Below are 24,101 nucleotides of genomic sequence, written 5' to 3' on the forward strand. Positions count from 1 at the left end.
GTCAAACAGCGCCTCTCCCGGAGCGACGCCACCACCGCCGATGCCGACATCGTCCGCCGCCGCTGGCTCCCCCCCATCGACCTCGACCCCGTCCGGCCCAGCGGCGTCTCCGCGACAACAGCAGAGCATGCCGCCGCCCTCAAACGTGCCGAAGAGATTGCCACATGGCTTACCAAAAGAGGCTTCCCGCAACCAATCACAGCTGACTCCGGCAACGGTGCCCACCTCTTATACCGCATCGACCTTCCCAACGACGGCGAGGCCACCCGGCTCGTCAAGGCATGCCTTACCGTCCTCGACGCCCTCTTCTCCGATGCGACCGTCCACTGCGACACCGCGAACTTCAACGCCGGACGCATCTGGAAACTATACGGCACCACCGCCTGCAAAGGCGACCACACCGAAGAACGCCCGCACCGGCAGGCCCGCATCTGCTCTGCCCCGGATGAGCCTGAGGTCGTCCCGGCTGCCCTGCTGCAAGAGCTTGTCGATGCCATTCCCCCCCGCTCCGTCCCCGCGACCGGAAAACGCCGCGGCTCGTTTGACCTGGGCCACTGGCTCACCACCCACGGCATCAGCGTCAAATCCGAAAAACCCTGGCAGGGCGGCACATTATTCACCCTTGCCGAATGCCCCCCCTTCTCCACCGCCCACAAGGATGGTGCCTTTGCCATCCAGTTTGCAAACGGTGCCCTCTTCGCCGGATGCCATCACGCATCCTGCGGCGGCGGCAGCCAGCGCTGGCAGGAGCTGAAGGCACAGTATGAACCGGAACCGGCCGGGAGAGAGAAATACCAGGCAAACGGGGACGGCCCCCCCTCCACCCATGAAAAGAAATCCCCCCCGCAGGACTCTTCCTCCCTCCTTTCCCAGCCGGATCCCTCCGTGGAGCAGCAGGAGCACCGCAAAAAAGCCATCGAAATCCTCACCACCGGCGACCCGCTCGGCTTCCTCCTCGATGTCTTCCACCGCGATCACGTCGGCGACCGCACGGTCGCAGAGTGCCTCGCAATGTCCGTTGCCTCCCAGTCCGTCGAAAACACCGCCGGGCTGCACGTCGCCATATCCGGCAACTCCGGCAAAGGTAAGACCCACGCCTGCAACACGATGGCCCGTCTCCTGCCGGAAGAATACCGGATGACCGGCACCGTCTCTGACAAGGCCCTCTTCTACCACGACTCCCTCCGGCCCGGCACCGTCCTCCTCTTCGACGACGTCAGTCTATCAGACGACATGCAGGAAATTCTCAAATCCGCCACCGCCAACTTCCGGGAACCCATCGTTCACCGAACCGTAAGCCGTGAACGCCAGCTCAAGGTCTGCACCATCCCGAGCGCTGCGTCTGGTGCTCGCCAAGGTGGAGAGTATCGGTGACGACCAGGTCATGAACCGGATGCTCACCGTCTGGATTGATGATACGACCACTCAGGATCTGGCGGTGCTTGAACATCTGAAGGAGATAGAGTCAGGGCCGGGTTGCTGTGGTGCTGAAGATCCGGACGTCTATGTCTGCCGGGCCATATGGGAAATACTCAAAGGGGGGGCGATTCATCAGGTGCGTATCCCCCTTTGCCCGCCGTATCAACTTCTCGGTAACGCAGAACCGCCGCAACCCTGCGATGCTCTTTGATTTGATCAAGTGCCACGCCCTGCTGCACATCTTCCAGCGGGATGTGGATGAAAATGGCTCCATCATCGCCACCCATGATGACTTCTGCTATGCACGCAGCCTCTATCTCGCTATCAATGGGAAAGGGGGGGGCGGTCAGGAGACAAAACTGACAAAAAACGAAGCGGCAGCACTTGCGTCTATCGCGAAGATGAATTTAGAGGTTTTTACTATCCATCAGCTCCAGGACGCCCTTGGCTTTTCGTATCAACCAACATACCGGCTGCTTCATGGCTATACCAGCAAAAAGGCAGTCTACACCGGCATCCTTGACAAGTGTCCTGCGGTAAGTCTCATTGATGCGACAGTGGCAGAGATGCTCGGTGAAATGGAGATCAAACGACGTGAGAAGTACTTCTCCTTTGATATGGCCATATACCGTGAATGGATGAGAGAGTCAGATGTCTGGCTGGAGCCCGATGACACGGATGGAAATTCTGATGATGACAATAGCAATGACGGTGATGACGGGGGGGATGACGTTTTCATATCTTCATCACGTTTTCGTACAGAAAAGGCAGAAAATGAAAATATAAACGGTGGGAATACTGATGTTCATTCTCCTAAAGAGGATAGTAGTATAGATATATGTACAGATAGTACTGGATGTTTTCATACAAATCCGGTATCATTCGACACCCCTGTTTCCCCGATGGCTATGGGGGGGTTTGTCTGTCTGATGCTGGCGTAGATGTAAATGAACCAGACAAAATGGTAGATAATTCGGTAATTCCTGAACAAACAACACATCATCCCCCCCTGTTCGTATGTAAATCAAACTGTAATGAGATGAAAACAGTTGAAAATATGAAATCAGGACGGGCAGGAACCACCCTCCCTCTCCCCGGTATTCTGGATCATCGGGCATTCCGACGGTCATCAGTCTCCCTCGGCCACTGCACGCTCTGCAACAACGGCCCTGCGATGTATCACTCAGACACACAGCGGGCGAGCATCTGCGAAAAATGTTATGCCCGGCTCGTCCGGGAGGCGAACAAGGAAGAAGGGGGGGTGCGGTGACCCGTCCCGTTATTCCGGGCCCTCACATGACTCTCATTCATTTTTTTATGGTATAATGGGTGTGTGACCCCGAACCCTTCTTTTCAACAAGGCCAAGGTTTTCCAGCTTTTTAATTTGTTTTAATACCTTATTCTTAGAAAATCCCAGCCTTAATGCAAGTTCACTGCTTTTTAACGGCATATTCAGAAGGGCAAGGATCTGACTATCCGTTTCATCAATGGCAGAGGAGACATCTTTTCTGAAGATTACCGTAAATGTTGCGGGGGGCCTGCCCTGAATTCAACCGAACAGAATGGATGTTTTCTCACCTCTTCTTCAATCATTTTTATTCCAAAACCATACCGTTCGATATAGCCGGTGTCATACAGAAGATTTGAAACGGATGGATTTCTCGGGATATGCTCGGGATCTTTTATATTCACACCGGGCATGAGCCCGCCGGGGTTTTTATCTCAAACCGGTCAGGATAAATCAGTATCTTCACATCAGCACTGATAGTATAGTTCCGATGGGCAACGGCATTTATCAGTGCCTCACGAATTGCCCTTGGGGGGATATTGTTCGATTTTAATTCTTCGTGTTCCGGCGACAACATCGACCGATTTTATATCATGAATCAGACCAGTATATGCCTCCTCAATTGTTTTCCATACCGGGCCCTCATACTCCTCACTCCATAAGGGCCCGTCCTCTCCCATGCCCACTTTTCTTATTTTGGCAGACGTTATGTGTTCAGTTGCTTCTGTGAAGAAGAGTATCCCTGCATTCGTCAGTCGGTCATCTTTTATCGCACCGCCACTTCTCAGATACCTGGACTTGTTCTCCTCCGAGATTGTTTTTCCTCTCGTCTCCTTTACTTTTTCAAAAAACCAGTCAATATATTCTGGCCGGGCCTCATCTACACTGAGCATGGGAATTTCATCCCAGTTGATTGTTCCCATTTCAGAGAAGAGCATCACTATCTCCTGCAGAGAGAGCGGTCTGACTCCTGTCCCCGCTCTTATATACACAACACCGCCGAGCGAACAAAGAGAAGTGCTTTTCCCGACACTGATTATCAGAAGATCTTTATCATCTATTGAAATCTTCTGCGTTTTTATTGCCGGTGGAGGAATTATCGACTGAATTGAACTTGTTACTTTTTCAATCGCTCCTTTTACGTCAGTTCCGATAATTTTTCCGTTATCCGTAACCCCGACAATTATTTTCCCGCCTTCGGAATTGGCGAAGGCAGCAACTTCATGATGGATATTTTTTCCTGCCGTTTCCTTAAATTCAAGGACTTCAGATTCTCCTGACTGAATCAGGTAGATCAGTTCCTCTAAATCCATGGTTACTGTTGCACACACCCCCCACACAAATATGTAACGGTAAGGGAGTTACTGTTTCATTTTTGCATGAAACAGTATGAAACAGTAAACCCATTGGGGGGGAATCGATCCATATACCGGCTGGAAATAATCCCATATTCTGTTTAAAGCAATTATCTGGTGTTTTCACTTCCGGATGGTGTTTCTCTCGTTTCATTCCTTCAGCATGAAACGTTCTCATGGCCGGGCATTCCGGCGACCCGTTGTCTCCTTCGGCCGGTGACACTCTGCAACGATGGCCCGTCTATCACCCGGACACACAGCGGGCGAGTCTGCGAAAAACGGTATGCCCGGTTCATCCGGGAGGCGAACCAGGAAGAAGGGGGGTGCGGTGAGGAATGATCCCTTTTTTCCGTGTATTGGCGGGATCTCCCTGTTATGATATACAGGGGGGGTTATAATCTGCCGTATTTTTTATGTGCCTGTTCGATTGTCATGACGTCATGAACCCGGATGGTATGTTCCCTCTTATCAATAGTATACAAAGCAGTGTAGCTTCTCCCGATATGAAGACGGTAGATTTCCAGGGAATCTTCCAGGCGGAGTTTCTCTTTGTCGCCATCACTACCGGGCCAGGGATTTTTTTCAAGGCCTTTGAGTGCATCGAAAATAATTCACCGGGACTGTTCCGGCAGTTCGTTGATGGCATCCACTGATTTTTGTTTGACGGAAACCCGGAAATTCACAAACGAATCTCCGACAGGGATACAAAGTCATCTTCCTGCAGAGAATGGTTGATATCTTCCACAAGGCGGCGCTTCTTGTGCAATTCGATCATCTCTGTGAGAAGATCGTTATATGTCTGGCCTGCCCCTCTCATCTCCCCCCCAAGCTCCTTCCAGACCTGTTCGGTGACGGGTATCCGTTTTGAAAGATTCATTGTGCCAATTGTAAATGTTGTAAATATTTGTAATTATGCGATGGTCGGAAGGGAAACCGTAACTTCCGACATCCCGTTATGTCCCCCCCGACCACCGGGCATTCCGGCGATCCGCTGTCTCCCTCGGCCACTGCACGCTCTGCAACAACGGCCCTGCCGTCTATCACTCGGACACCCAGCGGGCGAGCATCTGCGAATCCTGTTATGCCCGGCTCGTCCGGGAAACGAATCGGGACGCAGGAGTGCGGTGAGATATGAATCGTTATCATGGGGGGGCAATGGTTTCATTTCTCCACCCATCAGGTCACGATGGCCGGGTAGCGATTTGCCCGGAAATGCCCTCTTCCCTCCCGCCCGGTAACTCCTGAACATATCCCCCCCGTCCCCACAAGCATTTATCATCCCCCCCCGGCAGATACCACACCAACCAGACAAAAACCGGGGGGGGACCAAAACCATGACCATAACAACCATATGCTATTCCTATTCCGGGGGGGTGACCCGTGGCATCGCGGAGAAGATACAGGCCGAATGCGGTGGAGAGCTTGTCGAAGTGACAGCGTGAACCCTTATACCAAGTTCACGGCATACACAAAGGGGGGGTGCGTCCGGGCGATGACGGGGGGGGAGCCGGATGCCGTGAAGCCATCGTCCATCGACGTCTCTGCATCCGATCTGATTGTCATCGGCACACCCGTCTGGGTGTTCCGGGCCGCTCCGCCGACGAACGGAGCGGTGCAGGCACTCACCGGATGCGAGGGAAAGACCGCCGTTATCTTTGCCACCTGCGGGGGGGCAGAGGCGAAAGACACGCTCCCGCATCTCGCGGAGCTCTTGCCGCCAAAGGGGGGGTGGAGGTCATTGGACAAATTGTACTCGACAGGAACGACGTGCTGGACAAAGAGAAAATAGATGCACTCATAGCGGCGATCAAATCCGCCGTTGCGTCCGCCCCCCCGACGTCCCCCCCCGGCCCGTCTTCCGAGCCGCCTCTCACCCCCCCGCCTGCTGTGTAGGCTGTTGTGCTGTCCGTCTGACATACCGCGGATCAGGCATTCGTCCGGGTGAATCGACCCTCATCCTGTTAAGTAACCCCCCCCATTCTCTTCTGAATCACGCCGTCAACGGGGGCTTTCTCCCGGCGGACATGAAGATTAATGCTCAGCGGGACAAAGCTATTGAATGATCCACAATGAAGACGGTCATCTACTACTTCACCGGCACGGGCAACTCCCTTGCGGCGGCACGGACTGTTGCCTCGGTCCTGGGGGGGGAGACCGAATGTGTGCCCATCGCATCCCTGCGGGAGACGCCCGGTGACATCACCCCCCGGTGCAGAGCGTGTCGGCATTATCTGCCCGGTCTATGACGCCGGTATCCCGGTGCTGGTCGTTGAATTCGCCAAACGCCTCAACCTCACCGGGACGGCGTATGTTTTTGCGGTCGTAACCATGGGCGGTGTCGGCGTCTCCGCCCTTCACCAGCTAAACGGCATCGTCAAACCCCCCCCGCCGGGGGAAATCCCTTGATGCGGCGTTCGCCGTCAGGATGCCGGATAACTTTCCGCCGATCGCAAAAACCCCTTCACACGAAAAGGCTGCATCCATCCTCGCAGAAGCAGATGAGCGTCTTCAGACAATCGCCCGTGACATCAGTGCGGGAAAAATGGTCAGACCCGGATTCGCTCCCGTATCCACTCTTTTCAAGCTTGTCACCTACGGGAAATTTGTAAAAAATGTCCATGAATATGATCGTGAATTCTCTGTTTCAGACGCATGCACCGGATGCGGCATATGTGAAACGGTCTGCCCGGTCCAAAACATTACCATCGAAGACGGCCATCCGTCATGGGGTGATCACTGCGAACTCTGCTGTGCCTGCCTCCATTTCTGCCCGGCGGAGGCAATCGATCTCAACGTGATGCGGGGGGGAACAAAAGACCGGGGACGCTACCGGCACCCGGATCTCTCGGTCACCGATATGAAAGTTCAGCAGGGTGTGCGGGAAGAATAATCCGTGCGGCCCGCAAGTGCGCTGTAAAGCCATTGGCCCCATGATGTGGCATTTCGGTAACACCCGTTGTGCCTCCGGCATCCCTATTTTCCCGGATGATGGGAACGGTGATCCACACCCGGCGAAACAATCTCAGCCAATCGGACCCGGCGTCCCCTTCAGCCATCGTGTTGCAAACCCAACTGTTGCGTGTGCAACAGTTATATCATACAACCCCCCCTAACCTCTCATCTGATTCCCATGCCGCAGAACAATCCCCCCCCTCTTGACCCCCCCATCCCGGACGACATCCCGCTTGCAGGACTGATTTCCATCATCTACCGCATGCGCAACATCTATACGGATGCACAGGAGATAGCGCCGGGCCTGACAACAGGACAAATTCCTTTTATCATGCAGATCTCCCGTGAACCCGGCACCACACAGGACGACCTTGCGGCCCACTCCATCTACGATAAGGGAACCGTTGCCCGTGCCACCAGAAAACTGGAGGAAAACGGCCTTTTGACCCGAACCCCCGACCCGGACAACCGGCGGAAACTGCGTCTCTTTTTGACCCCCCCTGAAGGAGAGGCCGTCGTCCCCTGGGTCTTAGCCATCGACCGGGAATGGGAGGACATTCTCCTTTCCGGCATCTCTGAAGATGACCGCCGCACCCTCTGTCAAATACTTCACCGGATGGCCGTGCGAAGTCGTGACACCGTCCGGAAAGACGGGGGGGACGATGGCACCTCCGGTGATGACCGGTGCTCTCATACTGCCCCTCTTCCGTGATCTCTACGAAACGATCCGTTTCTTTTTGGTAGCGTGCCCGTTGAACGACGTAATCTCCGAAAAACCAACGACAACAAGAAAGACACATGACATATTCCGCTGACAACAAAAAACACGAAACCACCCCCGGTAAAGACCGGGCACGACTCGCACTTCTCATCCTCGCCTCCATGATGACGATGATGGGAGCATCCGCGGTTGCCCCCCCGTCACTTCCGGGCATCAGCGCCGCCTTCTCCGAGTATCCCGAAAGCATGGTTACGATGATCGTGACCCTTCCGTCCCTGGCAATTGTCCTGTCCGGGTGGTGCATCGGGCTCATCTGCGACCGCGTGGGAAAGACCCGGCTCCTGATAATATCCCTGGCACTCTTCGCCCTCTTCGGGTCGTCCGGTGCATACCTCAGCTCCCTGGAGATGATCCTTCTCGGCAGGGCGTTTCTGGGCGTTGCCATAGCCGGGATCATGACGACCACGACGGCACTGATATCAACATATTATACCGGCCGGGAAAGGGCCAGGGTCATCGGCTACCAGTCGGCGGGAATGGGTATGGGAGCTTGTTCTGGAAGTCTCCGGCGGATATCTCGCATCCATCGACTGGAGGGCAACGTTTGTCATCTACCTCATTGCCCTGCTCTTCATTCCCGGCATACTTCTGACCATGAAGGAGCCGCTACAAAGGAAAGAGGATTCCGGAGAGACCGGTGCCCACGTTGAAAACAAGTCCGCACCCGTTCCCGTCGCTCAGATCGGACTGATCTTTATCGGCCTCTTCGGCGTAATGCTCATGTTCTATATGGTGCCGACAAAACTCCCGTATCTCCTCCAGGAGGCAGGGATCACCTCGACCTTACTCTATGGCGTGCTGCTCGGCATACCGGGATTCGTTCAGGTGTTCAGTGCACTTTCGAGCAGTCGGCTCAACACCATATTCAGCAAAGGGGGCGCTCGTATCATCCGGCTTCTTATGTATGGCAGCAGGCTCTCTCATCATCGCAGGTGTTTCGGAACTAATTCTTCTGGTCGGCGGTCTGGCACTGACCGGAATCGGTATGGGGGCTGGTCATTACCCTGCTCATTGGCTGGCTCAGTGAAGTGACGCCTCCCCCCCACCGGTATGGCATTATATTCGGGCTGTATTCGGTCTTTTTCTACATGGGACAGTTTGTATCCGGGTTTGTCGCACAGCCCTGATTGATATGAGCGGGAGCTACACTACCGTCTTTGTCTTCAATGGAATCGTCGGCATTGTGCTCGCCATGGCCTTTGTGTGCTGCGGAGTCTGGGAGAAGATGCAAAAGAGAACCGGAAAAACCCTTACGGATTCCTGAGTGGATGAATGGGGGACTGCACGGTCATCCCTTCCTCTACGGCCGGGAATGAGCCCTCCGTTACCCGACGAGGCTCAGCCCCCCCTTTTTTGTCTCCCCCCCATTCCGATACGGTTATTCCCCCCCTCTGCGAACGAGTGCCTGCGTCGCACACCGCAGACTTCCGCCCTGTCCGTTGTGAACGCCAAAATATACCGGGTACACAGAAATTCCCCCCCGGTCTTCCAATGCCTTCCGGACAGAGGCGTTGTCATGGTGACTGTTTACGGACATGATGTAGTGACGTGCATCAACCGGCAGCCCGTTAACCGCCAGCCGGGAGGCCTCTTCCAGAGAGACCGGGATTGTGTCAAAGCCTTCCAGCACGTCCGGGATACCTTCCGCGAACGCTTCGGGACAGATAATTGCAAGACCGGACCGGGGGGGAATCGAAAGCGCACAGTCCAGATGGAGAATTTCCGGTATCAATGGCACACGAATTACGGTATAAGCCTCTCCCAGGAAATTTTTCAGCCAGCGATACCCGGCTTCATTGGAACCCACACTGGGATTCATCGAGTTCCCCACCAGAATCGTGCTGCCGAGCACCATCACGTCGCCGCCTTCCAGCAATGGGGGGTTTCATCACCCGGAATCGTCAGGGGGGGTTCCGTATGCGGCATGGCAACCCAGCGGACGCCGTCAGCACATTTTTCCCGTAAAATTTCACGGAACCCCGATATATCGGTTTTTCGGATAGGAGTTCTGAGATTGCATTCAATAACCGTATTCCCGATAATCACCAGATTGTCACGGGGAAAATCCTGAGAGTATCCGTTGATGAGAATCCGTTCTCCATAACTCTCCCGGATAAATTCCGGCGTCATCTCTTTGGGGGGGCGGAGCACCTTCACGCCGAGTTCTTCCAGAACCGTGATAAAGGCCCGATTCTCTTCTTCAAGCATCTCCGATTCGCTCTTCCCCCCCGTATCGGGATGTATCATATCAGCAAAGTTCATCCCGGCCGTCTTTCGGGCATAGGCGGCTTCATCCTCCGGCAGAATACGGAGTGCATCTTCAAACCAGGATGCCGTAAGGTCTGGTGTCATTCCGGTCGATAAGCCGACGATCACTTCCCGAAGTCTTCCGTATTCACAGTCCACGTAGATTTTCGTATCGTCCATTGATGTCTCCCTTCTTCCATGGGAATTCGTCTCCGTTCCTCTGAAAAGAGGTTCGCTTTGGGATTCCCTTGTCCATTAAGAATAGTTTGGAGGTGAGGCGTTATGGAGGTACGCCCTTCATGACCGAAAATCCATCCGGGCAGAATTATTCCGGCAACCGCGATTGATGCCGCGGGTTTCACCAGTTCAATACGTCCGTCATGATGGGCAGGAAAAATGCGATAGGGGGGGGAATCTCAATCCATCAGCGTTTGGGAAATCAAGAATCAGACTGAACGTCCCTCGAAACTGTGTATTTTTTCCCTCGTGAATGGGTGAGAGACTCGTCCATGTTACATACCGCGGATTTCCTCCACAGGAATTTATTTAATCATTCATCCCATACGAAAAACCTGATGAAAAAACCCCCCCTTTCAATTCTGATTTCAGGGACCAATACTCTTACCGCTGAATTAAAGGGCGCAATAACAAAGTGGAATCCTGAATTCTCAGTTGAAACCGAAGATTCCGGAAAGAATGCACTGAAAGCTGCATCCAACAACACATATGATCTGATCATCTCCTTCTCCCGCCTTTCCGACATGCAGGGGCCTGCCCTCTGGCAGGAGCTCAGAAAAAATACTATCAACTCCCCCCCCTTCATCCTGATCTTTGATACGGAAGACGAACATGAGGTTCTGGATGCCCTGAGTGAGGGTGCGGATTTTTCCGTGCAGAGGGTAAAACCGCCGGACATTCTCTATCCGGAACTGGCAGACAAGATCCATACGATCGCCGACCGGATAGAGACTAAACCGTTCTGCACTCCCCCCCAGGCCGTAAATGAGAGCGAAGAGCGATACCGGAGCATTATCGAAGGCGTCCCCGACTATATTCTGGTGCACCGCAACGGAACAATACTCTATGCCAATCCGGCGGTCTTTCAGGTCTTTGACCGGGATGCCACCGTTGTGATCGGTTCTGACATGATGGATTTAGTGGCCCCCCCGAGTCACAAAAAACGGTCCTTTCCATGATACAGAGGAGGGAAAACAACGAGCCTGTTTCCCCCCCGTATGAGTTTGTCCTCAACACAAAATCCGGACCGAGAATCAACGAAGTCCGTGGTTCTGTGATCACGTATGGTGGAAAACCCGCATCGGTCGTTGTTCTGACGGACATTACCGACAAAAAAGAGGTTAAACTGCAGCTTCAGAAAAGCAGGGAGGAGTATAAGAGTCTGGTAGAAAATATCAACGAAATGGTGTATAAACTGGACACAAAAGGCAATGTCACCTATATCAGCCCGGTTGTTGAGACGCTTATCGGAGTGACCGCCGAAGCGGTTACCGGGAAATGTTTCCGTGAATTTATTCACCCCCCCGATGACCGGAAAGCGATTGATGAGCATTTTTCCCTCCAGCTAAACGGCATTTCACAGCCGGTGACCTTCCGTGCCGTTGATCCTGACGGAGTTATTCATTATCTGCGCTCCTCAAGCCACGTGATAACAGACGACAATATTATCACCGGTTTTACCGGCACACTGAGTGATTTCACCGGTGAAACCCTCGCAAGAATGGAGCTTTTGGAGAGTGAACAGAGATTCAGAAGCCTGTTTGAAAATTCTCCCTTTGCCTACCAGTCTCTTGACCATGACGGCATGTTTCTTGACATCAACCCCGAATGGACGAAATTAACCGGCTATTCGAGAGATGAGGTCATTGGAACCTTTTTCGGAGATTACTGGCCAGAGGAACAATATCAGCGCTGCAAAACCGAACTCTTCAGATTTATCAAAAGAGGGGGGGAGGTGAATGCCGAAATAAACCTGAAATGCAAAGATGGGATCATTCGATCCGTGCTGCTCTCCGGAAGAGTCCAGCGGGACGGTGAGGGGGGGAACTTCGTCCGGACCCACTGTATCCTGAACGATATCACGGATCGAAAACATGCCGAAGAGTACACCCGGCTTCTTGCACGGATGTCGGACGATTCCCCCGGCATCAATCATTGTCCATGATTTCGACGGACAGATCATTTATGCCAATGAAGAGACGTTCCGGCTTCATGGTTTCCCCCCGCAGTGAGTTTATGGCGTTGAATCTGTTTGATCTGGATGCCACCGATGGGGGGGAAAAACTGCTCGATGAACGAATGAAAGAGATCAGTGAGACCGGGGGGGAACTCGATTATGATACCGGGCATTTCAGAAAAAACGGTTCTCAAATCCCCCTGCATGTGAATATGAAAATGGTGAAATGGGAGGAGAAAAACGTCCTGTTAACCATTGCAACAGACTTAACCGAGAGAAAGAAAGCAGAAAATCTTCTGAAACAGAAGAATTTGTTTCTTCAGCAGTTAATTGATGCAATACCCATTCCCATTTTTTACAAAGACATTCACGGCATATATACCGGGTGCAATGCCGCTTTTGAGACATCCATTGGTCTGCCAAAGGGCTGGATCATCGGAAAAACGGTGTATGACATCTCTCCGGGGAATTTAGCGGATATCTATCGGGAGCATGATCAGGCTCTTTTCGATACTCATGGAGTTGAGACCTATGAAACCGGCCTGAAATACGCAGACGGTTCGGTGCACGATGTGATCTTTTACAAGGCAACCTATGATGATATCAGCGGCAATGTTGCAGGACTTGTCGGAGTCATTCTTGATATCTCTGAGCGAAAAAAATGGAAGAGGCCCTGAAAGAGAGTGAGGAGAAGTTCAAAAGCTATGTCGCGTATGCGAGAGAGGGCATATATATTGTAGATCCTTCCGGAAAAATTATTGATGCGAACCCGGCAGCCAGTGATATACTGGGTTATACCAAAGATGAGCTGGTAACATTTACCATTCCCGAACTTGTTCCTCCGGAAGATATTGAATATGCCATGACCCGGTTTTGCGATGTCGTGGAGGTAGGTCATCTGAGCGAGGAGTTTGTAACGGTAAGAAAGGACGGGATGCATGTTCCGGTCATCATTAATGCGGTTATGCTTCCGGACGGGAATACTCTGGCGATTCATACGAATATATCCGAACTCAAGCGTGCTGAGGAGGGGGGGGTTCGGGAGGCAAACAAGAAGCTCAATCTTTTAAGCAGCATTACCCGGCATGATATCTTAAACCAGCTTACCGCGGTCATCGCGTGTCTTGAAATTATCGAGATGGTCGGCGAAATTCCCGAAGGTTCCGAGACAGAAAAGTACCTCCGGAAGATTTCCGGTGCGTCGGAGACCATTAAAACGCAGGTCCTCTTCACCAAAGATTACAAGGATCTGGGGGGGGAACAGGTTCCGAAATGGCAAAATGTCGGGGGGGCCATCGTGGACGATACCGCAAAAATCCCCGCCTTTGAGAGTATGACCGTTGAAAACCGTCTTGAAGATCTTGAAATATATGCCGATCCGCTTTTTGAGAAGGTCATATACACGCTCTTTGATAATACCATCCGGCACGGGGGGGAAAAGACCTCGACGATCAGATTTGCATTCATCCCCCCCTCCTCCGATGGTATAACGATCATCTGTGAGGATGACGGCATGGGTGTTCCTGATGCATACAAGGAGAAGATATTCAACCGGCAGCACTACACGAACACCGGACTCGGTCTCTTCCTTTCCGGGGATATCCTCTCGATTACGAAGATTTCAATGAAAGAGACCGGTGTATATGGCAAAGGGGGGGCCCGGTTTGAGATGATGGTGCCCGCAGGGATGTTTCGTTTCCGGTAACCGCGGTTCCACGGTTCTGAGACATCCCGGAGTGCCGTTGCTGCTCTGATAAGTGTAGAGTCGGTAACGAAGGGGGCATCTCTTATGCAGATGCATGGTGGATGCACCCAGGAGTGTCAGGTCTGCTTTACGTACAGCGTGTCGAACCTGATAGTGTCAAGTCTGCTTTACGTACAGCGTATTGGACCTGATAGTGTCAAGTCTGCTTTACGTACAGCGTATTGGACCTGATAGTGTCAGGTCTACTTTACGTACAGGGTGTTGGACTCGATAGTGTCAAGTCTACTTTACGTACAGGGTGTTGGACTCGATAGTGTCAAGTCTACTTTACATACAGCGTGTCTGACTCGATAGTGTCAGGTCTACTTTACATATATATGACCATCCTGATGGGTATCACGTGTGATGGAAAAAGATACAATCTCCCTGGTAAGTGTCAGATTTACCTTACATCTCAGAAAATGTATCAATCTATGTCAAGTAGAGTTGACACTCTCGCAAGAATATATAGCCATACATCATACTATGATACAACTACCTGTTGGGAAGAAATGATGAAAACAAACAGAGCAGGACATTTCCAAAGAATGCCGGAAGGGTATGATGCATTCATTCCAAAACCACTGCCACCCGATAGTTTAGACCTCGATGAGGATCTTCTCCTTTTACTGTCCAAAGCTGACAGAGCACTTGCAAAGCTTGATGGAGTTACTGAGGTACTCCCCCCCAATCCGGATCTCTTTGTTGCAATGTACATTAAGAAAGAGGCACTTCTCAGTTCCCAGATTGAAGGGACACAGGCATCTCTCCGTGGCGTTCTTGAATTTGAAGCTGATATGAAACCGAAAGAGGACGTAAACGAAATCCGTGAGGTGGTAAATTATATTCAGGCAATGGGACATGGAATGGAAAAACTTACCTTTGCTCCCTTTTCTCTTGATCTTCTCAATGAAATTCATCGATTTCTGATCAAAGGTACTCGTGGAAGTGCCCGCTACCCCCCCGGAAATATCAGAACGAAACAGAACTGGATCGGTGTTCCCGGAACAACCATTTATGATGCCATATTTGTTCCTCCTCCGCCGGAAAACGTGCCTGCAATTCTGGACGATCTCATGGATTTTGTAACCCGGAAGGACAAACTTCCTTCTCTCCTGAAAGTTGCGTTCATTCATGCACAGTTTGAGACAATACATCCATATTATGACGGAAACGGGAGAATGGGGCGTCTGCTTATCACCTTTTATCTCTATTATCAGGGGATTCTTTCCCGGCCACTGCTCTACCTGAGTTTTTACCTCAAGAAGAACCAGCAGGAATATTATGAGATTCTGAATTATGTGAGATTTGAGGGAAACTGGGAGAGATGGATTGAATTTTTCTTAAAAGGAGTCGTTGAGACATCTGAAAATTCAATTGAGACAGCCCGAAAAATCATTTCTCTTCAGAATGATTTAAAGAACAGGCTTGTCGAACATTCTATCGGAGGGGGGGTTGCATCTCTCAGGTTTATTGACTTCATCTTTGGCAACCCGATTGTCTCATCATCTCTGGTCGCTGAAGAGCTTTCTATCAGCAGACAGACGGCAACAAGTATGTTAAAAAAATTTGAGGATGCAGGAATTATCACTGAAATTACCGGTCAGAAGCGATTCAAAAAATATGTATTTGATGAATACCTGAGGATCATTCAGGAAGGTATCAGCACCTGAGGAATCCCCCCCCTGTTTCCGAAAATATTCTCTCTGTTTTACGGCGACCGCAACCAGTCCCAGCCTCCGGCAGTTGTTCATGTTTGAAAAACCGGATATTGATATGCGAGACGGAGGCATATATCTTCAATAAGTAGCTTGTAAACTCACGCCAGTTGTCATCGGCCAGAAACACCATCCAAACGATCCCAACCGATAAAAAAATTATTGGAACGGTTCAAACGCAATCTCACTGACGACCGGCCGGAGAACCTGGGGGGGCTCGTGTTGCCCGGTGGATTTGGACAATCCCCATCCACTGCTATACCGGTCACGGGACAGGGGGGGCCTGCTGTTTCGGCGCCCGCAGAATTCCCGATTCAAACTCCTGTCCCATACGCTGTATACCTCCTGACTCCGGTTTTCCCCCCCATCCCCAGAACGTCTTATTAATCCCTCTGACTTTAAACAACGGCGTCAGCCCGGACTGACAGATGATCGCGACATTCATATTCTTTTCATTGGTGATTTCGAAACCGGCATCCAGATTTGCCAGGGATAACCGGGGGGGAACCTGCATCTTTGCTTTCAACCCGATCGCCGCATCCCTGCCCTGTGAGATCAGGATCGTCGCGGACGTGGCCATCATCAAATCACTGATCACCACCCAGTCATCCTTCCACTCGCCGTGTTCATGCGCATCCAGAATCGTCCGGTCGAGGGCATCCACATCCGCGATCAACTGGTGTTCCGTGCCCGTTGCTTCAAACACCACCCCCCCTGCATTGCTGCCGAACGTCACCACGATACCGGCATCGGCCACATCAAGATTGAACTGCGGGATGCCCGCGTCCCCCGCGTAGTTTCGTTGAAACCGAGACCCCCCCGCCTGACCGGTGTTTCAGCTCTCCTTTGGACGAGTCTCTCCTGACGTTGAAATCCATCCCTTTCTTGTTTAAACTGGATACGTAGGTGAATTCATTGTGCTTCAGTTCACCGATATCACCGATCTGCAACGGAAGATCCGGCAGCCATGTTGCGAAATAATGGAACTCCTCATACATCTCGTTCATGTAGTGTTCCGATACACTCAGCGTACGCAGTCTTGATATGCTCTCCATACAAATTTATCCAGATCACTATGCACATATATAATGATATCTCATATTCGACGATATATTGCGGAGGGTTTATTTTCTTCGCAGCGAGATATCTTCGTTAGCGAATGTGACCGCACCTGTCCCCCCCGCAACAGGAAACCGGTGCATACATTGTGAGAGAACATCCGCGAGGAACACATGAGGTAAGAGATCATGGAGATAAAAATAATATTCTATTCCTATACCGGGATCACCCGGGGGGGCGTAGCGCAGAAGATACAGCGGGCCTGCGGGGGGGGTGACCTTGTCGAGGTAAAGACAGTAAAGCCATATTCCGCCCTCACTGCCTACTCAATGGGATGCTACCGGGCGATGCGGGGGGGAGAATCCGATCCTATTGAGCCTTCGGTAATCGACGTCTCCACATCCGATCTGATTGTGATTGGCACACCGGTCTGGGCCTTCCGGGCCCCCTCCCGCCATAAACGCGGCGGTAGAGGCACTCTCCGGGTGCGAAGGAAAATCGGTCATACTCTTTGCGACCTGCGGGGGGGGACAGGCAAAAAATACCCTCTCGTTCCTTACCGAAGCACTCGCTGCAAAGGGTGTGCGGGTCAGAGGAGAGTTTGTGTTCGACAAAAACGAGGTGGAGAACCCCCCCGCGAAGATTGATGTCCTCATCGCTGCGGTGAAATCTGTTGGCGGTTCTGAAATAAAAGCTGCCGTCTGATTGTTCTCCGTCATCACCGCAGGCGGGCACATACCGGAAATCTACCATGAAAGACCAGAACGGGCAGGCAGCAAAACAACTGACCACGGCACCGGGTTCGAATATATACCTCCGTCCATGGGAACTGAGAGACGCCCCCTTCACTTGCGCAGTATGCAAATAACCCCCCGCATCGCCGCCAGCCTGCGGGACGATTTTCCTTCGCCCTATACCCTGAATGACGCGAACCGGTTCATTGCGATGGCAACCGGCAGGTCATCCGCCCGTTCCTTACCCGGCTCCCCGGCCGGATCATCATGCCGGTCGTCATCCCGGCTGCTGCTGGCAATCGCGGTGGAGGGTATCGCCGTCGGGGGGGGATTGGTATTCATCTGCTGGACGATGTCTACCGAAATACTGCCGAGATTGGTTACTGGCTGGGAGAACCCTTCTGGGGGGGAAAGGGCATCGTTACCGCTGCAGTCTCTGCCCTCGTGCCGGTGGTGTTTGAACGTTTCGACATTGTCCGGCTTCAGGCGGGTGTGTTTGCCAGCAACCCGGCCTCGATGCGGGTGCTTGAGAAATGCGGGTTTGTCCGGGAGGCGGTGCTCCGGGATGCGATCACCAAGAACGGTATCGTCATGGACGAGGTGATGCACGTCCGGTTCCGGGATGAATGAGCGGGGGGGGTTTTGCCGCTGATGCACATGCAGACGGAACGTTGATCCATTCAAAGGATCCGGGTACGGGTTATATCCGGTTATCCGTGGATATTTTGTTGATATCTATTCCTGGATGGATATCCGGTTATACATAGATATTTTGATGATATCTATTCCTGAGTAGATATCTGGTTATACATGGATATTTGCATAATATCTATTCCTGAGTGGATATCTACGAATAACGGTATCATCTGCAATGATCTCATCTAAACCGGATATTGTGGGTGAGACGTCAACTACTCATGACTAAAGTTGTGAACCTTTCTGCCTGTTTTTTTCGTAGTAATCATACCCTGATTCCGATTCATCCTCTTCATATTGGACACTATACGGCGGAAATATCGATCAGATGATGATTCCTGTAACGGAGATTGTACACAGGAGTAATGTGCAGAGGATTATTGTGTATCCGGATGTGGAGCATCAGCGAACTGGTTTTTCCTGACGTAAAAAAGAGCGGGAGTTGTCGGGGGGGATTAGAGGATTAATATCCCTTCTTCCTCCTATGGTATGTTGTATATCGTGAACGGATACTACTGACCGGAATTGTAATGACTAAGTCCTAATCCTCTCTGTTTTGTTTTAGACACCTTTCATTGCCGGGAGTGCAACCGGTGTGCATGATCTCCCATTCTGTCATGGTACACCTCGTTGGTGGGGGGGTTTATTGAATATGGCCGGTCACTATCTGAGATGCGGCCGCTGCTTCCGCGTTTTCCCATCGGTTCTCACCTCCCTGCGTGCATGGATGAGAATTGACTAAAATAATACATTAACCTTTGCCCCAAGTTATTTTTGAGTGGTTAATGGGCTCCTGTCTTTTGGCAGGCCCAATCTAATAATGGGTGTTTTCATCGCTGCCCGGATATTCTGTGGGAACCAGCAAAAAATTAAACATCACACAGGGGGGGAACAAGGGATTACAATGGACCGTGAAAAAATGGCAACCATACTCGTGGATGAAGACCTCTGCACCCGCTGCGGAATATGCTCAGCCGTCTGCCCGATGAACATTATCGACCCGGCAGATGAGAATACCCTTCCCGTGGTCCGGGGTGAAAACGCTGATCGGTGTATTGCCTGCGGACACTGTGAGGTCACCTGCCCGCCGCATGCCCTCCTCCTGAACGTCCGGCCCGACGAGAAGGAGGAGTGTCCGGCCAATGCCGGGAGTGTCTCCGCCGAAGATATCGGTTATTACCTGAAGAAACGCCGGTCCGTTCGACATTTCACCAGAGACCCGGTCGCAAAAAATGAAATTCTTGAGGTGCTCGATATCGTCCGGTATGCCCCCTCAGGGAGCAACGGGCAACCGGTGCAGTGGACGGTGGTGCACGACCCTGAAGATGTCAGAACGGTTGCCGGTCTGACGATTGAATGGATGAAAACCCTGCTCAGTACCGATCATCCCCCCCTGAGCGGGTATGTTCCGGGACTGATAGAGGCCTGGGAAAACGGCCATGATGTCATCTGCCGCGACGCCCCCCCGCACCTGCTGGTTGCCCATATCCCGGAAGCGAGTCCGATTGCCGCCGTCGACGGTATCATCGCCCTGACCCATTTCGATATCGCCGCGAAGGCGTATGGTATCGGCACCTGCTGGGCGGGATTTGTTTCCATGGCCGTCCTTTCCTATGAACCGCTCCGCAGGGAACTCGGCATCCCCCCCGTGGGACGGACCTGTGCCTTTGTGATGATGCTCGGCCACCCGAAGTACAAAACCTCCGGCCTTCCCCCCCGGCGCAATCCGGTGGAGGTGACGTGGCGGTAGGGTCCTCGCCCATTATGAATACCACGCAGCCATGGACGAAGCGCCGCCCGGTTCAGAAAAAAATAAGGGTCGGTTAAACCGGGAGCACCCGGCTGCCATACACTTCGTTGATGACGGTGCCGATACCCAGGTAGAGCGCGAGGATGCCGGTAACAATACCGGTAACACCGGCAAGGGTGTGGACCAGGTGAATGCCGGTCAGGTTTGCGGCCACGAGGAGCACCACCAGAAGGATGAGTAGTGCAAAGGTGACCTGCAGGAGCCGGTGCATCTTCAGGCTGCAGATGAAGAGGCCCACGATCAAAAGACCCCCCCAGACGGACAGGAATGCCGAGAGATCCACCGGGGTTGCCGCTGCGGCAAGACCTGTTGTCGGCAGCATCAGGATTGCTGCAAAGGAGATCCAGAAGATGCCAAAACTCCCGAAGGTGACCATGCCGAAGGTGTTGTTCTTCTTCCACTCCATCAGGCCGACGATGACCTGGGCGAGTCCGCCGTAGAGGAGTGCCATCGAGATGATGGGACTGTTCAGCCCCCCCGTTATCCCAACGTTGTGGAGACTGAGCAGAATCGTGGTCATCCCGAATGCACAGAGGCCGAGCGGTGCGGGGTTTGCGGTATTGTCTATCAGGAAGAGGTTATTCCTGCTCTGTTCTTCAATCGGTTCCATAATATTTTTACATCCTCCATAAAACCGGTGCAAAATTCCCGTCTGCTGGTGAAGTCCGGTGATGGCGCACCCTGACGGCAGTGTTGTGGTGCGCAGGATTAAATAATCTTTCTCCGATCCCGTTTGCAGGGTCGCAGGGAGGTAATCATCCCTCCTTTTGTTTCAGGATCTCCTGCACAATCTCTTCATGGGTATCAGAAATCCCTTTCCGCAAATCCGTAAGCGACTTCTCAATTGCCTTCAGCGTCTCTTCACTCAGGGTTCATCAATCACGCGATCGGTCAGGCGTGCAATGACTGCGTCATACGACTCGTCCGGTCTGTCTTTCAGGAAATCGAGTTGTTCACGGGTGCGGGGGCTGATCCGGATCGGGATTGTCGCGGATTCCGGGTCGGGGTTCTGTTCAGGATTGGATGCCCGTGGCATGAACAGGGATTGGACGACGGTTACGAAAAAATAGTGTGTACGGTATGGTATGCACAGCTGATGGAACGCAGGAGAGAGGTAATCTGTCTCATGCTTTTGGCCACATTATAATTCCCATCTGCCTGTTATAATCAATTTTTATGGCTAAAATTTACTATCTTCCAGGTATGTGCCCCCCCGAACAGATTCAGATGGGAATGTCACCTGCTGAAGGTATTTATGAGGTGATGAGGAATAGTCACAGAAAGGCAGGATGTATGGCCTTTTTTGGAAAATAACGGACGTGAACGATTCGATACAAAAAAGGGTGAGATATATGTACAGGTTTAAAACCAGTCAAAAGACGTTTGAAATTGCAGGAGTCAAAGTGGGCGGCCAGCCAGGTGAACTTCCGACCGTCCTTGTCGGGAGTATGTTCTATTCCCGGCACAGGATTGTGACCGATGAAAAAAAGGAATATTCGACACCGATGCGGCTGAAGCACTGATACAGAAACAGGCGGAACTCGGAGAGAAAACCCGGAATCCTGCCTTAATTGACATTATATCTTCATCGCCTGAGGCAGTCATCCGGTATATCGATTTTGTGGCAGGCATAACCGACAGACCGTTCCTCATTGATTCCGCCAGTCCTGCCGTAAAAATTGCCGCTATCGACTATGCAAAAGAGACCGGGCTTGAAAAAAGAATCATCTACAACTCCATATCCGTGGAGACCAAAGAGGATGAATTTTTGGCCCTGAAGAGAAACGGCATCGAAGCGGGCATTCTTCTGACCTATACAAAAGATCTCATGAGAAGCAGGGCACGCGAAGAGATGGTTGAAATTCTCGCACCCAAAATGGAGGAGGCAGGCATCACCAAAATACTGGTGGACACCTTTGTCATGGACGTCCCGTGCCTGACTCCCTCCAACAAAGCGACCCTTGAAATAAAAAGTCACACCGGCCTGCCGTGTGGAACGGCGGCGCACAATGCCATATCAACCTGGAACGGCTGAAGAAGATGCTCGGGAAAGAGGGAGTGAAAGCAGCGGATCTTACGGCAAGCCTGATGCCGGTCTTCTCCGGCGCTGACTATATTCTTTATGGACCCGTCGAAGGCTGTGAATATGTCTTCCCTGCGGTATTCACTGTTAATACCTCGTACCGATACGCAGCCAGAATGAAGGAGACAATAGAAATCTGATATGGAAGAGCATGTGACCGTAACCTTCGAGCCGGAAGGAAAGACCGTTGCAGACTCTTCCCATACCCTCCTCGAACTTGCACAGGGTGCAAATATCAGCCTTCGTGGAGAGTGCGGCGGAACGGGTGTCTGCGGGAAGTGTAAGATAAAGATTGTCAAACGGAACGGTCTGCTGAACGAGCCGACCGAAAAAGAGAGAGAGCACCTGAACGAGACCGGGATTGCGGAAGGCTATCGGCTCGGCTGCCAGACGAAGGTGGTGTCCGGCAAATGCACGGTCTATATCCCGCCCGAAAGCAGAACCGGGAAGCGGGTGATCTCAGGAATCGGGCTCGATGAAGAGGTGCCCCCCCTTGCCCCCCCGGCGGTAACAAAGGTTCACCTCCATCTCGCCAGGCCCGCCTTCGACGACACGAGGCCGGACCAAAAACGTCTGATGGATGCGCTGAATGAGAACGCAGAAATCCCCCCCCTGCACAGCCTTGCCCGCCTCCCCGAAACCCTCCGCAAAGCGGACTGGGATGTAACCGTGGCCCGGTGGAAGAACCGGGTCATTTCCGTCGGGCCCGGCGACACAACAAAAGACCTGTTCGGCATTGCCGTTGACATCGGTTCGTCGAAGGTCATCTGCCATCTTGTCAGTCTGGAGAGTGGAAAGACCATCGCCCGTGCCCATGCCGAAAACCCCCCCCAGATCATGTACGGGGAAGACGTTGTGTCACGGATCACCTATGCATCAAAATCTCCGGAACATCTGGAGAAGCTGCAGAAACTGGTTGTTGACACCATCAACTCCCTGATTGAGACCGCCTGTAAAAAGAGCGGTATCTCGCCTGATAGGATTTATGAGATGGTCTTTGTCGGAAATACTGTCATGCACCACTTGTTATTGGGAGTCTCCCCCGAAATACATCGGTGTCGCTCCGTTCATTCCGGCGGTTGGATCACTGGTGAGTTTCCCCGCAAAAGATCTGGGGGGGATCCTGATGAATGGCGAGGGGATGGTGACGGCCATCCCCCTTATCGAAGGGTATATCGGGTCTGATGCGGTTGCAAACCTGATTATTACAAAAATCTATCAGGATGATGCGGTCAGTCTGGCAATTGATATCGGGACAAATTCAGAGATTCTGCTCGGCAACAGTGAGAAGATTCTGGCATGTTCGGCACCTTCTGGCCCATCCTTTGAAGGGGCTCACATCAGTTCGGGGATGAAAGCGGTCACCGGTGCCATAGACAGCGTAACTATTGAGGGAGACTGTCTCAGCTATACAACGATAGGCGATGTGTTGCCAAAGGGGGGGATCTGCGGAAGCGGGGGGGTCATCGATCTCGTCGCAGAACTTTTCCTGGCAAATGTCATCACCAAGACCGGGAAGTTCCGGGATCTCAACCACCCGAGAATCATTGTCGATGGTGTCCCGAAGTTCGTCGTCGCCCGGAATGACGAGACCAGTACGCGCAGTGATATTACGGTAACTGAGAAGGATATCAACGAATTTCTCCTTGCCAAAGGGTCTCTGAAAACGGGATGGACGATTCTTTCGGAAAAATATGGCATTGACCCGTCACAGATTGATAAAATATATCTGGCAGGTTCGTTCGGCACGCATGTGGACATAGAGAATGCCATTACCCTGTCTCTCATCCCCCCCGATATCGACCGGAAGCATATCCTGTTTGCCGGGGAGACTGCGATAGGCGGGGCGAAAATGGCCTTGAAATCCGTATCCGAGAGAGACAACCTTCAGCAGCTCTTAGCGAAAATCGAGTATGTCGAGCTCTCTGTCGAACCGTCCTTCAACAGGGAGTATCTCCGTTCCATCCCCCCCATCTCTCCAGTGTGAGAGTGCCGGGATACACACATTTTTAGTAGTTTA

General features: G+C 52.2%; 32 protein-coding genes and 2 pseudogenes. 23 read left to right on the plus strand and 11 right to left on the minus strand.

The window, feature by feature from the left end:
- Together JCM10550_RS19410 and JCM10550_RS00020 are read left to right on the plus strand one after the other, a co-directional pair.
- Window positions 1-2,084 (plus strand): annotated as a pseudogene (locus JCM10550_RS19410) (hypothetical protein); the annotation flags it as partial.
- A 392-nt stretch (window positions 2,085-2,476) separates the two neighbouring features.
- Complete coding sequence (locus JCM10550_RS00020; RefSeq protein ID WP_157199765.1) at window positions 2,477-2,689, plus strand: hypothetical protein; 213 nt, start codon at window positions 2,477-2,479, stop codon at window positions 2,687-2,689.
- Window positions 2,690-2,726: 37 nt separating this feature from the next.
- Here JCM10550_RS00020 and JCM10550_RS21045 read toward each other — a convergent pair whose 3' ends face one another.
- The 3 genes from JCM10550_RS21045 to JCM10550_RS21055 all read right to left on the minus strand — a co-directional run bounded on the left by JCM10550_RS21045 (window position 2,727) and on the right by JCM10550_RS21055 (window position 4,039).
- Window positions 2,727-2,870, minus strand: a complete 144-nt coding sequence (locus JCM10550_RS21045) for a winged helix-turn-helix domain-containing protein (protein WP_245618529.1) — start codon at window positions 2,868-2,870, stop codon at window positions 2,727-2,729.
- A gap of 65 nt (window positions 2,871-2,935) precedes the next feature.
- Window positions 2,936-3,121, minus strand: coding sequence for an ATP-binding protein (locus JCM10550_RS21050; RefSeq protein ID WP_245618530.1), 186 nt, complete (start codon window positions 3,119-3,121; stop codon window positions 2,936-2,938).
- Between the two features lie 102 nt (window positions 3,122-3,223).
- Complete coding sequence (locus tag JCM10550_RS21055; RefSeq protein ID WP_245618531.1) at window positions 3,224-4,039, minus strand: helix-turn-helix domain-containing protein; 816 nt, start codon at window positions 4,037-4,039, stop codon at window positions 3,224-3,226.
- Between the two features lie 141 nt (window positions 4,040-4,180).
- Between JCM10550_RS21055 and JCM10550_RS00030 the strand changes: the two genes are divergently transcribed.
- Window positions 4,181-4,402 carry a hypothetical protein gene (locus JCM10550_RS00030; protein ID WP_062396119.1) on the plus strand — a complete coding sequence of 74 codons (222 nt, stop codon included), beginning with the start codon at window positions 4,181-4,183 and terminating at the stop codon, window positions 4,400-4,402.
- Between the two features lie 164 nt (window positions 4,403-4,566).
- Window positions 4,567-4,716, plus strand: coding sequence for a hypothetical protein (locus tag JCM10550_RS17750; protein WP_157199766.1), 150 nt, complete (start codon window positions 4,567-4,569; stop codon window positions 4,714-4,716).
- A gap of 26 nt (window positions 4,717-4,742) precedes the next feature.
- Here JCM10550_RS17750 and JCM10550_RS00040 read toward each other — a convergent pair whose 3' ends face one another.
- A complete protein-coding gene (locus JCM10550_RS00040) occupies window positions 4,743-4,940 on the minus strand; it encodes a hypothetical protein (protein ID WP_062396123.1) in 198 nt (65 codons plus the stop codon).
- A gap of 569 nt (window positions 4,941-5,509) precedes the next feature.
- On the minus strand, window positions 5,510-5,980 hold the full coding sequence (locus JCM10550_RS20000) for a hypothetical protein (protein WP_062396125.1): 471 nt from the start codon (window positions 5,978-5,980) through the stop codon (window positions 5,510-5,512).
- A gap of 152 nt (window positions 5,981-6,132) precedes the next feature.
- On the opposite strand from JCM10550_RS20000, the gene JCM10550_RS21060 reads away from it, so the two are divergent.
- The 7 genes from JCM10550_RS21060 (at window position 6,133) to JCM10550_RS23970 (ending at window position 9,060) form a co-directional block, all read left to right on the plus strand.
- Entirely contained in the window at window positions 6,133-6,309 is a 177-nt protein-coding gene (locus tag JCM10550_RS21060) for a hypothetical protein (RefSeq protein ID WP_245618532.1), read from the plus strand.
- Window positions 6,257-6,469, plus strand: coding sequence for a hypothetical protein (locus tag JCM10550_RS21065; protein ID WP_245618533.1), 213 nt, complete (start codon window positions 6,257-6,259; stop codon window positions 6,467-6,469). Before JCM10550_RS21060 ends, JCM10550_RS21065 begins: the two co-directional genes overlap by 53 nt.
- 19 nt (window positions 6,470-6,488) lie before the next feature.
- Window positions 6,489-6,953 carry an EFR1 family ferrodoxin gene (locus JCM10550_RS21070; protein ID WP_245618534.1) on the plus strand — a complete coding sequence of 155 codons (465 nt, stop codon included), beginning with the start codon at window positions 6,489-6,491 and terminating at the stop codon, window positions 6,951-6,953.
- Between the two features lie 240 nt (window positions 6,954-7,193).
- Window positions 7,194-7,727 carry a MarR family winged helix-turn-helix transcriptional regulator gene (locus tag JCM10550_RS00055; protein ID WP_062396126.1) on the plus strand — a complete coding sequence of 178 codons (534 nt, stop codon included), beginning with the start codon at window positions 7,194-7,196 and terminating at the stop codon, window positions 7,725-7,727.
- An 86-nt stretch (window positions 7,728-7,813) separates the two neighbouring features.
- Window positions 7,814-8,446, plus strand: coding sequence for an MFS transporter (locus tag JCM10550_RS00060; RefSeq protein ID WP_062396129.1), 633 nt, complete (start codon window positions 7,814-7,816; stop codon window positions 8,444-8,446).
- Window positions 8,391-8,828, plus strand: coding sequence for a hypothetical protein (locus JCM10550_RS17755; RefSeq protein WP_157199767.1), 438 nt, complete (start codon window positions 8,391-8,393; stop codon window positions 8,826-8,828). Before JCM10550_RS00060 ends, JCM10550_RS17755 begins: the two co-directional genes overlap by 56 nt.
- 100 nt (window positions 8,829-8,928) lie before the next feature.
- On the plus strand, window positions 8,929-9,060 hold the full coding sequence (locus JCM10550_RS23970) for a hypothetical protein (protein ID WP_281175183.1): 132 nt from the start codon (window positions 8,929-8,931) through the stop codon (window positions 9,058-9,060).
- A gap of 114 nt (window positions 9,061-9,174) precedes the next feature.
- Here JCM10550_RS23970 and JCM10550_RS00065 read toward each other — a convergent pair whose 3' ends face one another.
- Together JCM10550_RS00065 and JCM10550_RS00070 are read right to left on the minus strand one after the other, a co-directional pair.
- Window positions 9,175-9,672 (minus strand): hypothetical protein, encoded by a 498-nt coding sequence (locus tag JCM10550_RS00065; protein WP_157199768.1) that lies wholly within the window; start codon window positions 9,670-9,672, stop codon window positions 9,175-9,177.
- A complete protein-coding gene (locus JCM10550_RS00070; protein WP_062396132.1) occupies window positions 9,651-10,223 on the minus strand; it encodes a hypothetical protein in 573 nt (190 codons plus the stop codon). Before JCM10550_RS00070 ends, JCM10550_RS00065 begins: the two co-directional genes overlap by 22 nt.
- A gap of 395 nt (window positions 10,224-10,618) precedes the next feature.
- Between JCM10550_RS00070 and JCM10550_RS00075 the strand changes: the two genes are divergently transcribed.
- The 5 genes from JCM10550_RS00075 to JCM10550_RS00095 all read left to right on the plus strand — a co-directional run bounded on the left by JCM10550_RS00075 (window position 10,619) and on the right by JCM10550_RS00095 (window position 15,654).
- Window positions 10,619-11,239 carry a PAS domain S-box protein gene (locus JCM10550_RS00075; protein WP_062396134.1) on the plus strand — a complete coding sequence of 207 codons (621 nt, stop codon included), beginning with the start codon at window positions 10,619-10,621 and terminating at the stop codon, window positions 11,237-11,239.
- The gene (locus tag JCM10550_RS00080; RefSeq protein WP_062396135.1) at window positions 11,236-12,225 is read left to right on the plus strand and encodes a PAS domain-containing protein; all 990 of its coding nucleotides are present in this window, start codon (window positions 11,236-11,238) and stop codon (window positions 12,223-12,225) included. Before JCM10550_RS00075 ends, JCM10550_RS00080 begins: the two co-directional genes overlap by 4 nt.
- A 71-nt stretch (window positions 12,226-12,296) precedes the next feature.
- Window positions 12,297-12,914 (plus strand): PAS domain S-box protein, encoded by a 618-nt coding sequence (locus tag JCM10550_RS00085; protein ID WP_172673708.1) that lies wholly within the window; start codon window positions 12,297-12,299, stop codon window positions 12,912-12,914.
- Window positions 12,899-13,942, plus strand: coding sequence for a PAS domain S-box protein (locus JCM10550_RS00090; RefSeq protein ID WP_062396139.1), 1,044 nt, complete (start codon window positions 12,899-12,901; stop codon window positions 13,940-13,942). The genes JCM10550_RS00085 and JCM10550_RS00090 overlap by 16 nt, the downstream gene beginning before the upstream one ends.
- Window positions 13,943-14,493: 551 nt before the next feature.
- Window positions 14,494-15,654, plus strand: coding sequence for a Fic family protein (locus tag JCM10550_RS00095; RefSeq protein ID WP_245618535.1), 1,161 nt, complete (start codon window positions 14,494-14,496; stop codon window positions 15,652-15,654).
- A gap of 310 nt (window positions 15,655-15,964) precedes the next feature.
- On the opposite strand, the gene JCM10550_RS00100 is transcribed toward JCM10550_RS00095, so the two are convergent.
- Window positions 15,965-16,456, minus strand: a complete 492-nt coding sequence (locus JCM10550_RS00100) for a hypothetical protein (RefSeq protein ID WP_062396141.1) — start codon at window positions 16,454-16,456, stop codon at window positions 15,965-15,967.
- Window position 16,457: 1 nt separating this feature from the next.
- On the minus strand, window positions 16,458-16,754 hold the full coding sequence (locus tag JCM10550_RS00105; RefSeq protein WP_062396142.1) for a hypothetical protein: 297 nt from the start codon (window positions 16,752-16,754) through the stop codon (window positions 16,458-16,460).
- A 421-nt stretch (window positions 16,755-17,175) separates the two neighbouring features.
- Here JCM10550_RS00105 and JCM10550_RS21075 point away from each other — a divergent pair, with 421 nt between their 5' ends.
- The 3 genes from JCM10550_RS21075 (at window position 17,176) to JCM10550_RS00120 (ending at window position 19,938) form a co-directional block, all read left to right on the plus strand.
- Window positions 17,176-17,463: a hypothetical protein gene (locus tag JCM10550_RS21075; protein WP_245618536.1), complete on the plus strand. Its 288-nt coding sequence runs from the start codon at window positions 17,176-17,178 to the stop codon at window positions 17,461-17,463.
- Window positions 17,464-17,759: 296 nt separating this feature from the next.
- Window positions 17,760-18,122, plus strand: a complete 363-nt coding sequence (locus tag JCM10550_RS21080) for a GNAT family N-acetyltransferase (protein ID WP_245618537.1) — start codon at window positions 17,760-17,762, stop codon at window positions 18,120-18,122.
- A gap of 970 nt (window positions 18,123-19,092) precedes the next feature.
- Window positions 19,093-19,938, plus strand: a complete 846-nt coding sequence (locus tag JCM10550_RS00120) for a nitroreductase family protein (RefSeq protein ID WP_245618538.1) — start codon at window positions 19,093-19,095, stop codon at window positions 19,936-19,938.
- A 73-nt stretch (window positions 19,939-20,011) separates the two neighbouring features.
- On the opposite strand, the gene JCM10550_RS00125 is transcribed toward JCM10550_RS00120, so the two are convergent.
- Together JCM10550_RS00125 and JCM10550_RS17760 are read right to left on the minus strand one after the other, a co-directional pair.
- On the minus strand, window positions 20,012-20,608 hold the full coding sequence (locus tag JCM10550_RS00125) for an acetate uptake transporter (protein WP_062396145.1): 597 nt from the start codon (window positions 20,606-20,608) through the stop codon (window positions 20,012-20,014).
- Window positions 20,609-20,863: 255 nt separating this feature from the next.
- Window positions 20,864-21,034 carry a hypothetical protein gene (locus JCM10550_RS17760; protein WP_157199769.1) on the minus strand — a complete coding sequence of 57 codons (171 nt, stop codon included), beginning with the start codon at window positions 21,032-21,034 and terminating at the stop codon, window positions 20,864-20,866.
- Window positions 21,035-21,350: 316 nt separating this feature from the next.
- On the opposite strand from JCM10550_RS17760, the pseudogene JCM10550_RS00130 reads away from it, so the two are divergent.
- From JCM10550_RS00130 to JCM10550_RS21090, 4 genes and pseudogenes are all read left to right on the plus strand, one after another.
- Window positions 21,351-22,033 (plus strand): annotated as a pseudogene (locus JCM10550_RS00130) (tetrahydromethanopterin S-methyltransferase subunit H).
- 5 nt (window positions 22,034-22,038) lie between these two features.
- Complete coding sequence (locus tag JCM10550_RS23975) at window positions 22,039-22,221, plus strand: hypothetical protein (protein ID WP_281175184.1); 183 nt, start codon at window positions 22,039-22,041, stop codon at window positions 22,219-22,221.
- A gap of 1 nt (window position 22,222) precedes the next feature.
- Complete coding sequence (locus JCM10550_RS21085; RefSeq protein WP_281175185.1) at window positions 22,223-23,266, plus strand: 2Fe-2S iron-sulfur cluster-binding protein; 1,044 nt, start codon at window positions 22,223-22,225, stop codon at window positions 23,264-23,266.
- Window positions 23,172-24,068, plus strand: coding sequence for an ATP-binding protein (locus JCM10550_RS21090; protein ID WP_281175186.1), 897 nt, complete (start codon window positions 23,172-23,174; stop codon window positions 24,066-24,068). The genes JCM10550_RS21085 and JCM10550_RS21090 overlap by 95 nt, the downstream gene beginning before the upstream one ends.
- Window positions 24,069-24,101 lie beyond the last annotated feature (33 nt).

This window comes from Methanogenium cariaci JCM 10550, from assembly GCF_001315945.1.
Lineage (GTDB): Archaea > Halobacteriota > Methanomicrobia > Methanomicrobiales > Methanomicrobiaceae > Methanogenium > Methanogenium cariaci.

Excerpts from the sequence above, each read along its gene's own strand:
- JCM10550_RS00105 (WP_062396142.1), bottom strand. The coding sequence starts at position 16,754 with ATGGAGAGCATATCAAGACTGCGTACGCTGAGTGTATCGGAACACTAC.
- JCM10550_RS00090 (WP_062396139.1), top strand. The coding sequence starts at position 12,899 with ATGGAAGAGGCCCTGAAAGAGAGTGAGGAGAAGTTCAAAAGCTATGTC.
- JCM10550_RS00020 (WP_157199765.1), top strand. The coding sequence starts at position 2,477 with ATGAAATCAGGACGGGCAGGAACCACCCTCCCTCTCCCCGGTATTCTG.
- JCM10550_RS17755 (WP_157199767.1), top strand. The coding sequence starts at position 8,391 with ATGAAGGAGCCGCTACAAAGGAAAGAGGATTCCGGAGAGACCGGTGCC.
- JCM10550_RS20000 (WP_062396125.1), bottom strand. The coding sequence starts at position 5,980 with ATGTCAGACGGACAGCACAACAGCCTACACAGCAGGCGGGGGGGTGAG.
- JCM10550_RS21070 (WP_245618534.1), top strand. The coding sequence starts at position 6,489 with ATGCCGGATAACTTTCCGCCGATCGCAAAAACCCCTTCACACGAAAAG.
- JCM10550_RS21045 (WP_245618529.1), bottom strand. The coding sequence starts at position 2,870 with ATGCCGTTAAAAAGCAGTGAACTTGCATTAAGGCTGGGATTTTCTAAG.
- JCM10550_RS00080 (WP_062396135.1), top strand. The coding sequence starts at position 11,236 with ATGATACAGAGGAGGGAAAACAACGAGCCTGTTTCCCCCCCGTATGAG.
- JCM10550_RS21085 (WP_281175185.1), top strand. The coding sequence starts at position 22,223 with ATGGAAGAGCATGTGACCGTAACCTTCGAGCCGGAAGGAAAGACCGTT.
- JCM10550_RS00070 (WP_062396132.1), bottom strand. The coding sequence starts at position 10,223 with ATGGACGATACGAAAATCTACGTGGACTGTGAATACGGAAGACTTCGG.
- JCM10550_RS00120 (WP_245618538.1), top strand. The coding sequence starts at position 19,093 with ATGGACCGTGAAAAAATGGCAACCATACTCGTGGATGAAGACCTCTGC.
- JCM10550_RS00075 (WP_062396134.1), top strand. The coding sequence starts at position 10,619 with ATGAAAAAACCCCCCCTTTCAATTCTGATTTCAGGGACCAATACTCTT.
- JCM10550_RS17750 (WP_157199766.1), top strand. The coding sequence starts at position 4,567 with ATGAAGACGGTAGATTTCCAGGGAATCTTCCAGGCGGAGTTTCTCTTT.
- JCM10550_RS23975 (WP_281175184.1), top strand. The coding sequence starts at position 22,039 with ATGCTCGGGAAAGAGGGAGTGAAAGCAGCGGATCTTACGGCAAGCCTG.
- JCM10550_RS21050 (WP_245618530.1), bottom strand. The coding sequence starts at position 3,121 with ATGCCCGGTGTGAATATAAAAGATCCCGAGCATATCCCGAGAAATCCA.
- JCM10550_RS00125 (WP_062396145.1), bottom strand. The coding sequence starts at position 20,608 with ATGGAACCGATTGAAGAACAGAGCAGGAATAACCTCTTCCTGATAGAC.
- JCM10550_RS23970 (WP_281175183.1), top strand. The coding sequence starts at position 8,929 with ATGAGCGGGAGCTACACTACCGTCTTTGTCTTCAATGGAATCGTCGGC.
- JCM10550_RS00095 (WP_245618535.1), top strand. The coding sequence starts at position 14,494 with ATGATGAAAACAAACAGAGCAGGACATTTCCAAAGAATGCCGGAAGGG.
- JCM10550_RS17760 (WP_157199769.1), bottom strand. The coding sequence starts at position 21,034 with ATGCCACGGGCATCCAATCCTGAACAGAACCCCGACCCGGAATCCGCG.
- JCM10550_RS00055 (WP_062396126.1), top strand. The coding sequence starts at position 7,194 with ATGCCGCAGAACAATCCCCCCCCTCTTGACCCCCCCATCCCGGACGAC.
- JCM10550_RS00085 (WP_172673708.1), top strand. The coding sequence starts at position 12,297 with ATGGCGTTGAATCTGTTTGATCTGGATGCCACCGATGGGGGGGAAAAA.
- JCM10550_RS00060 (WP_062396129.1), top strand. The coding sequence starts at position 7,814 with ATGACATATTCCGCTGACAACAAAAAACACGAAACCACCCCCGGTAAA.
- JCM10550_RS21060 (WP_245618532.1), top strand. The coding sequence starts at position 6,133 with ATGAAGACGGTCATCTACTACTTCACCGGCACGGGCAACTCCCTTGCG.
- JCM10550_RS00040 (WP_062396123.1), bottom strand. The coding sequence starts at position 4,940 with ATGAATCTTTCAAAACGGATACCCGTCACCGAACAGGTCTGGAAGGAG.
- JCM10550_RS21080 (WP_245618537.1), top strand. The coding sequence starts at position 17,760 with ATGCCGGTCGTCATCCCGGCTGCTGCTGGCAATCGCGGTGGAGGGTAT.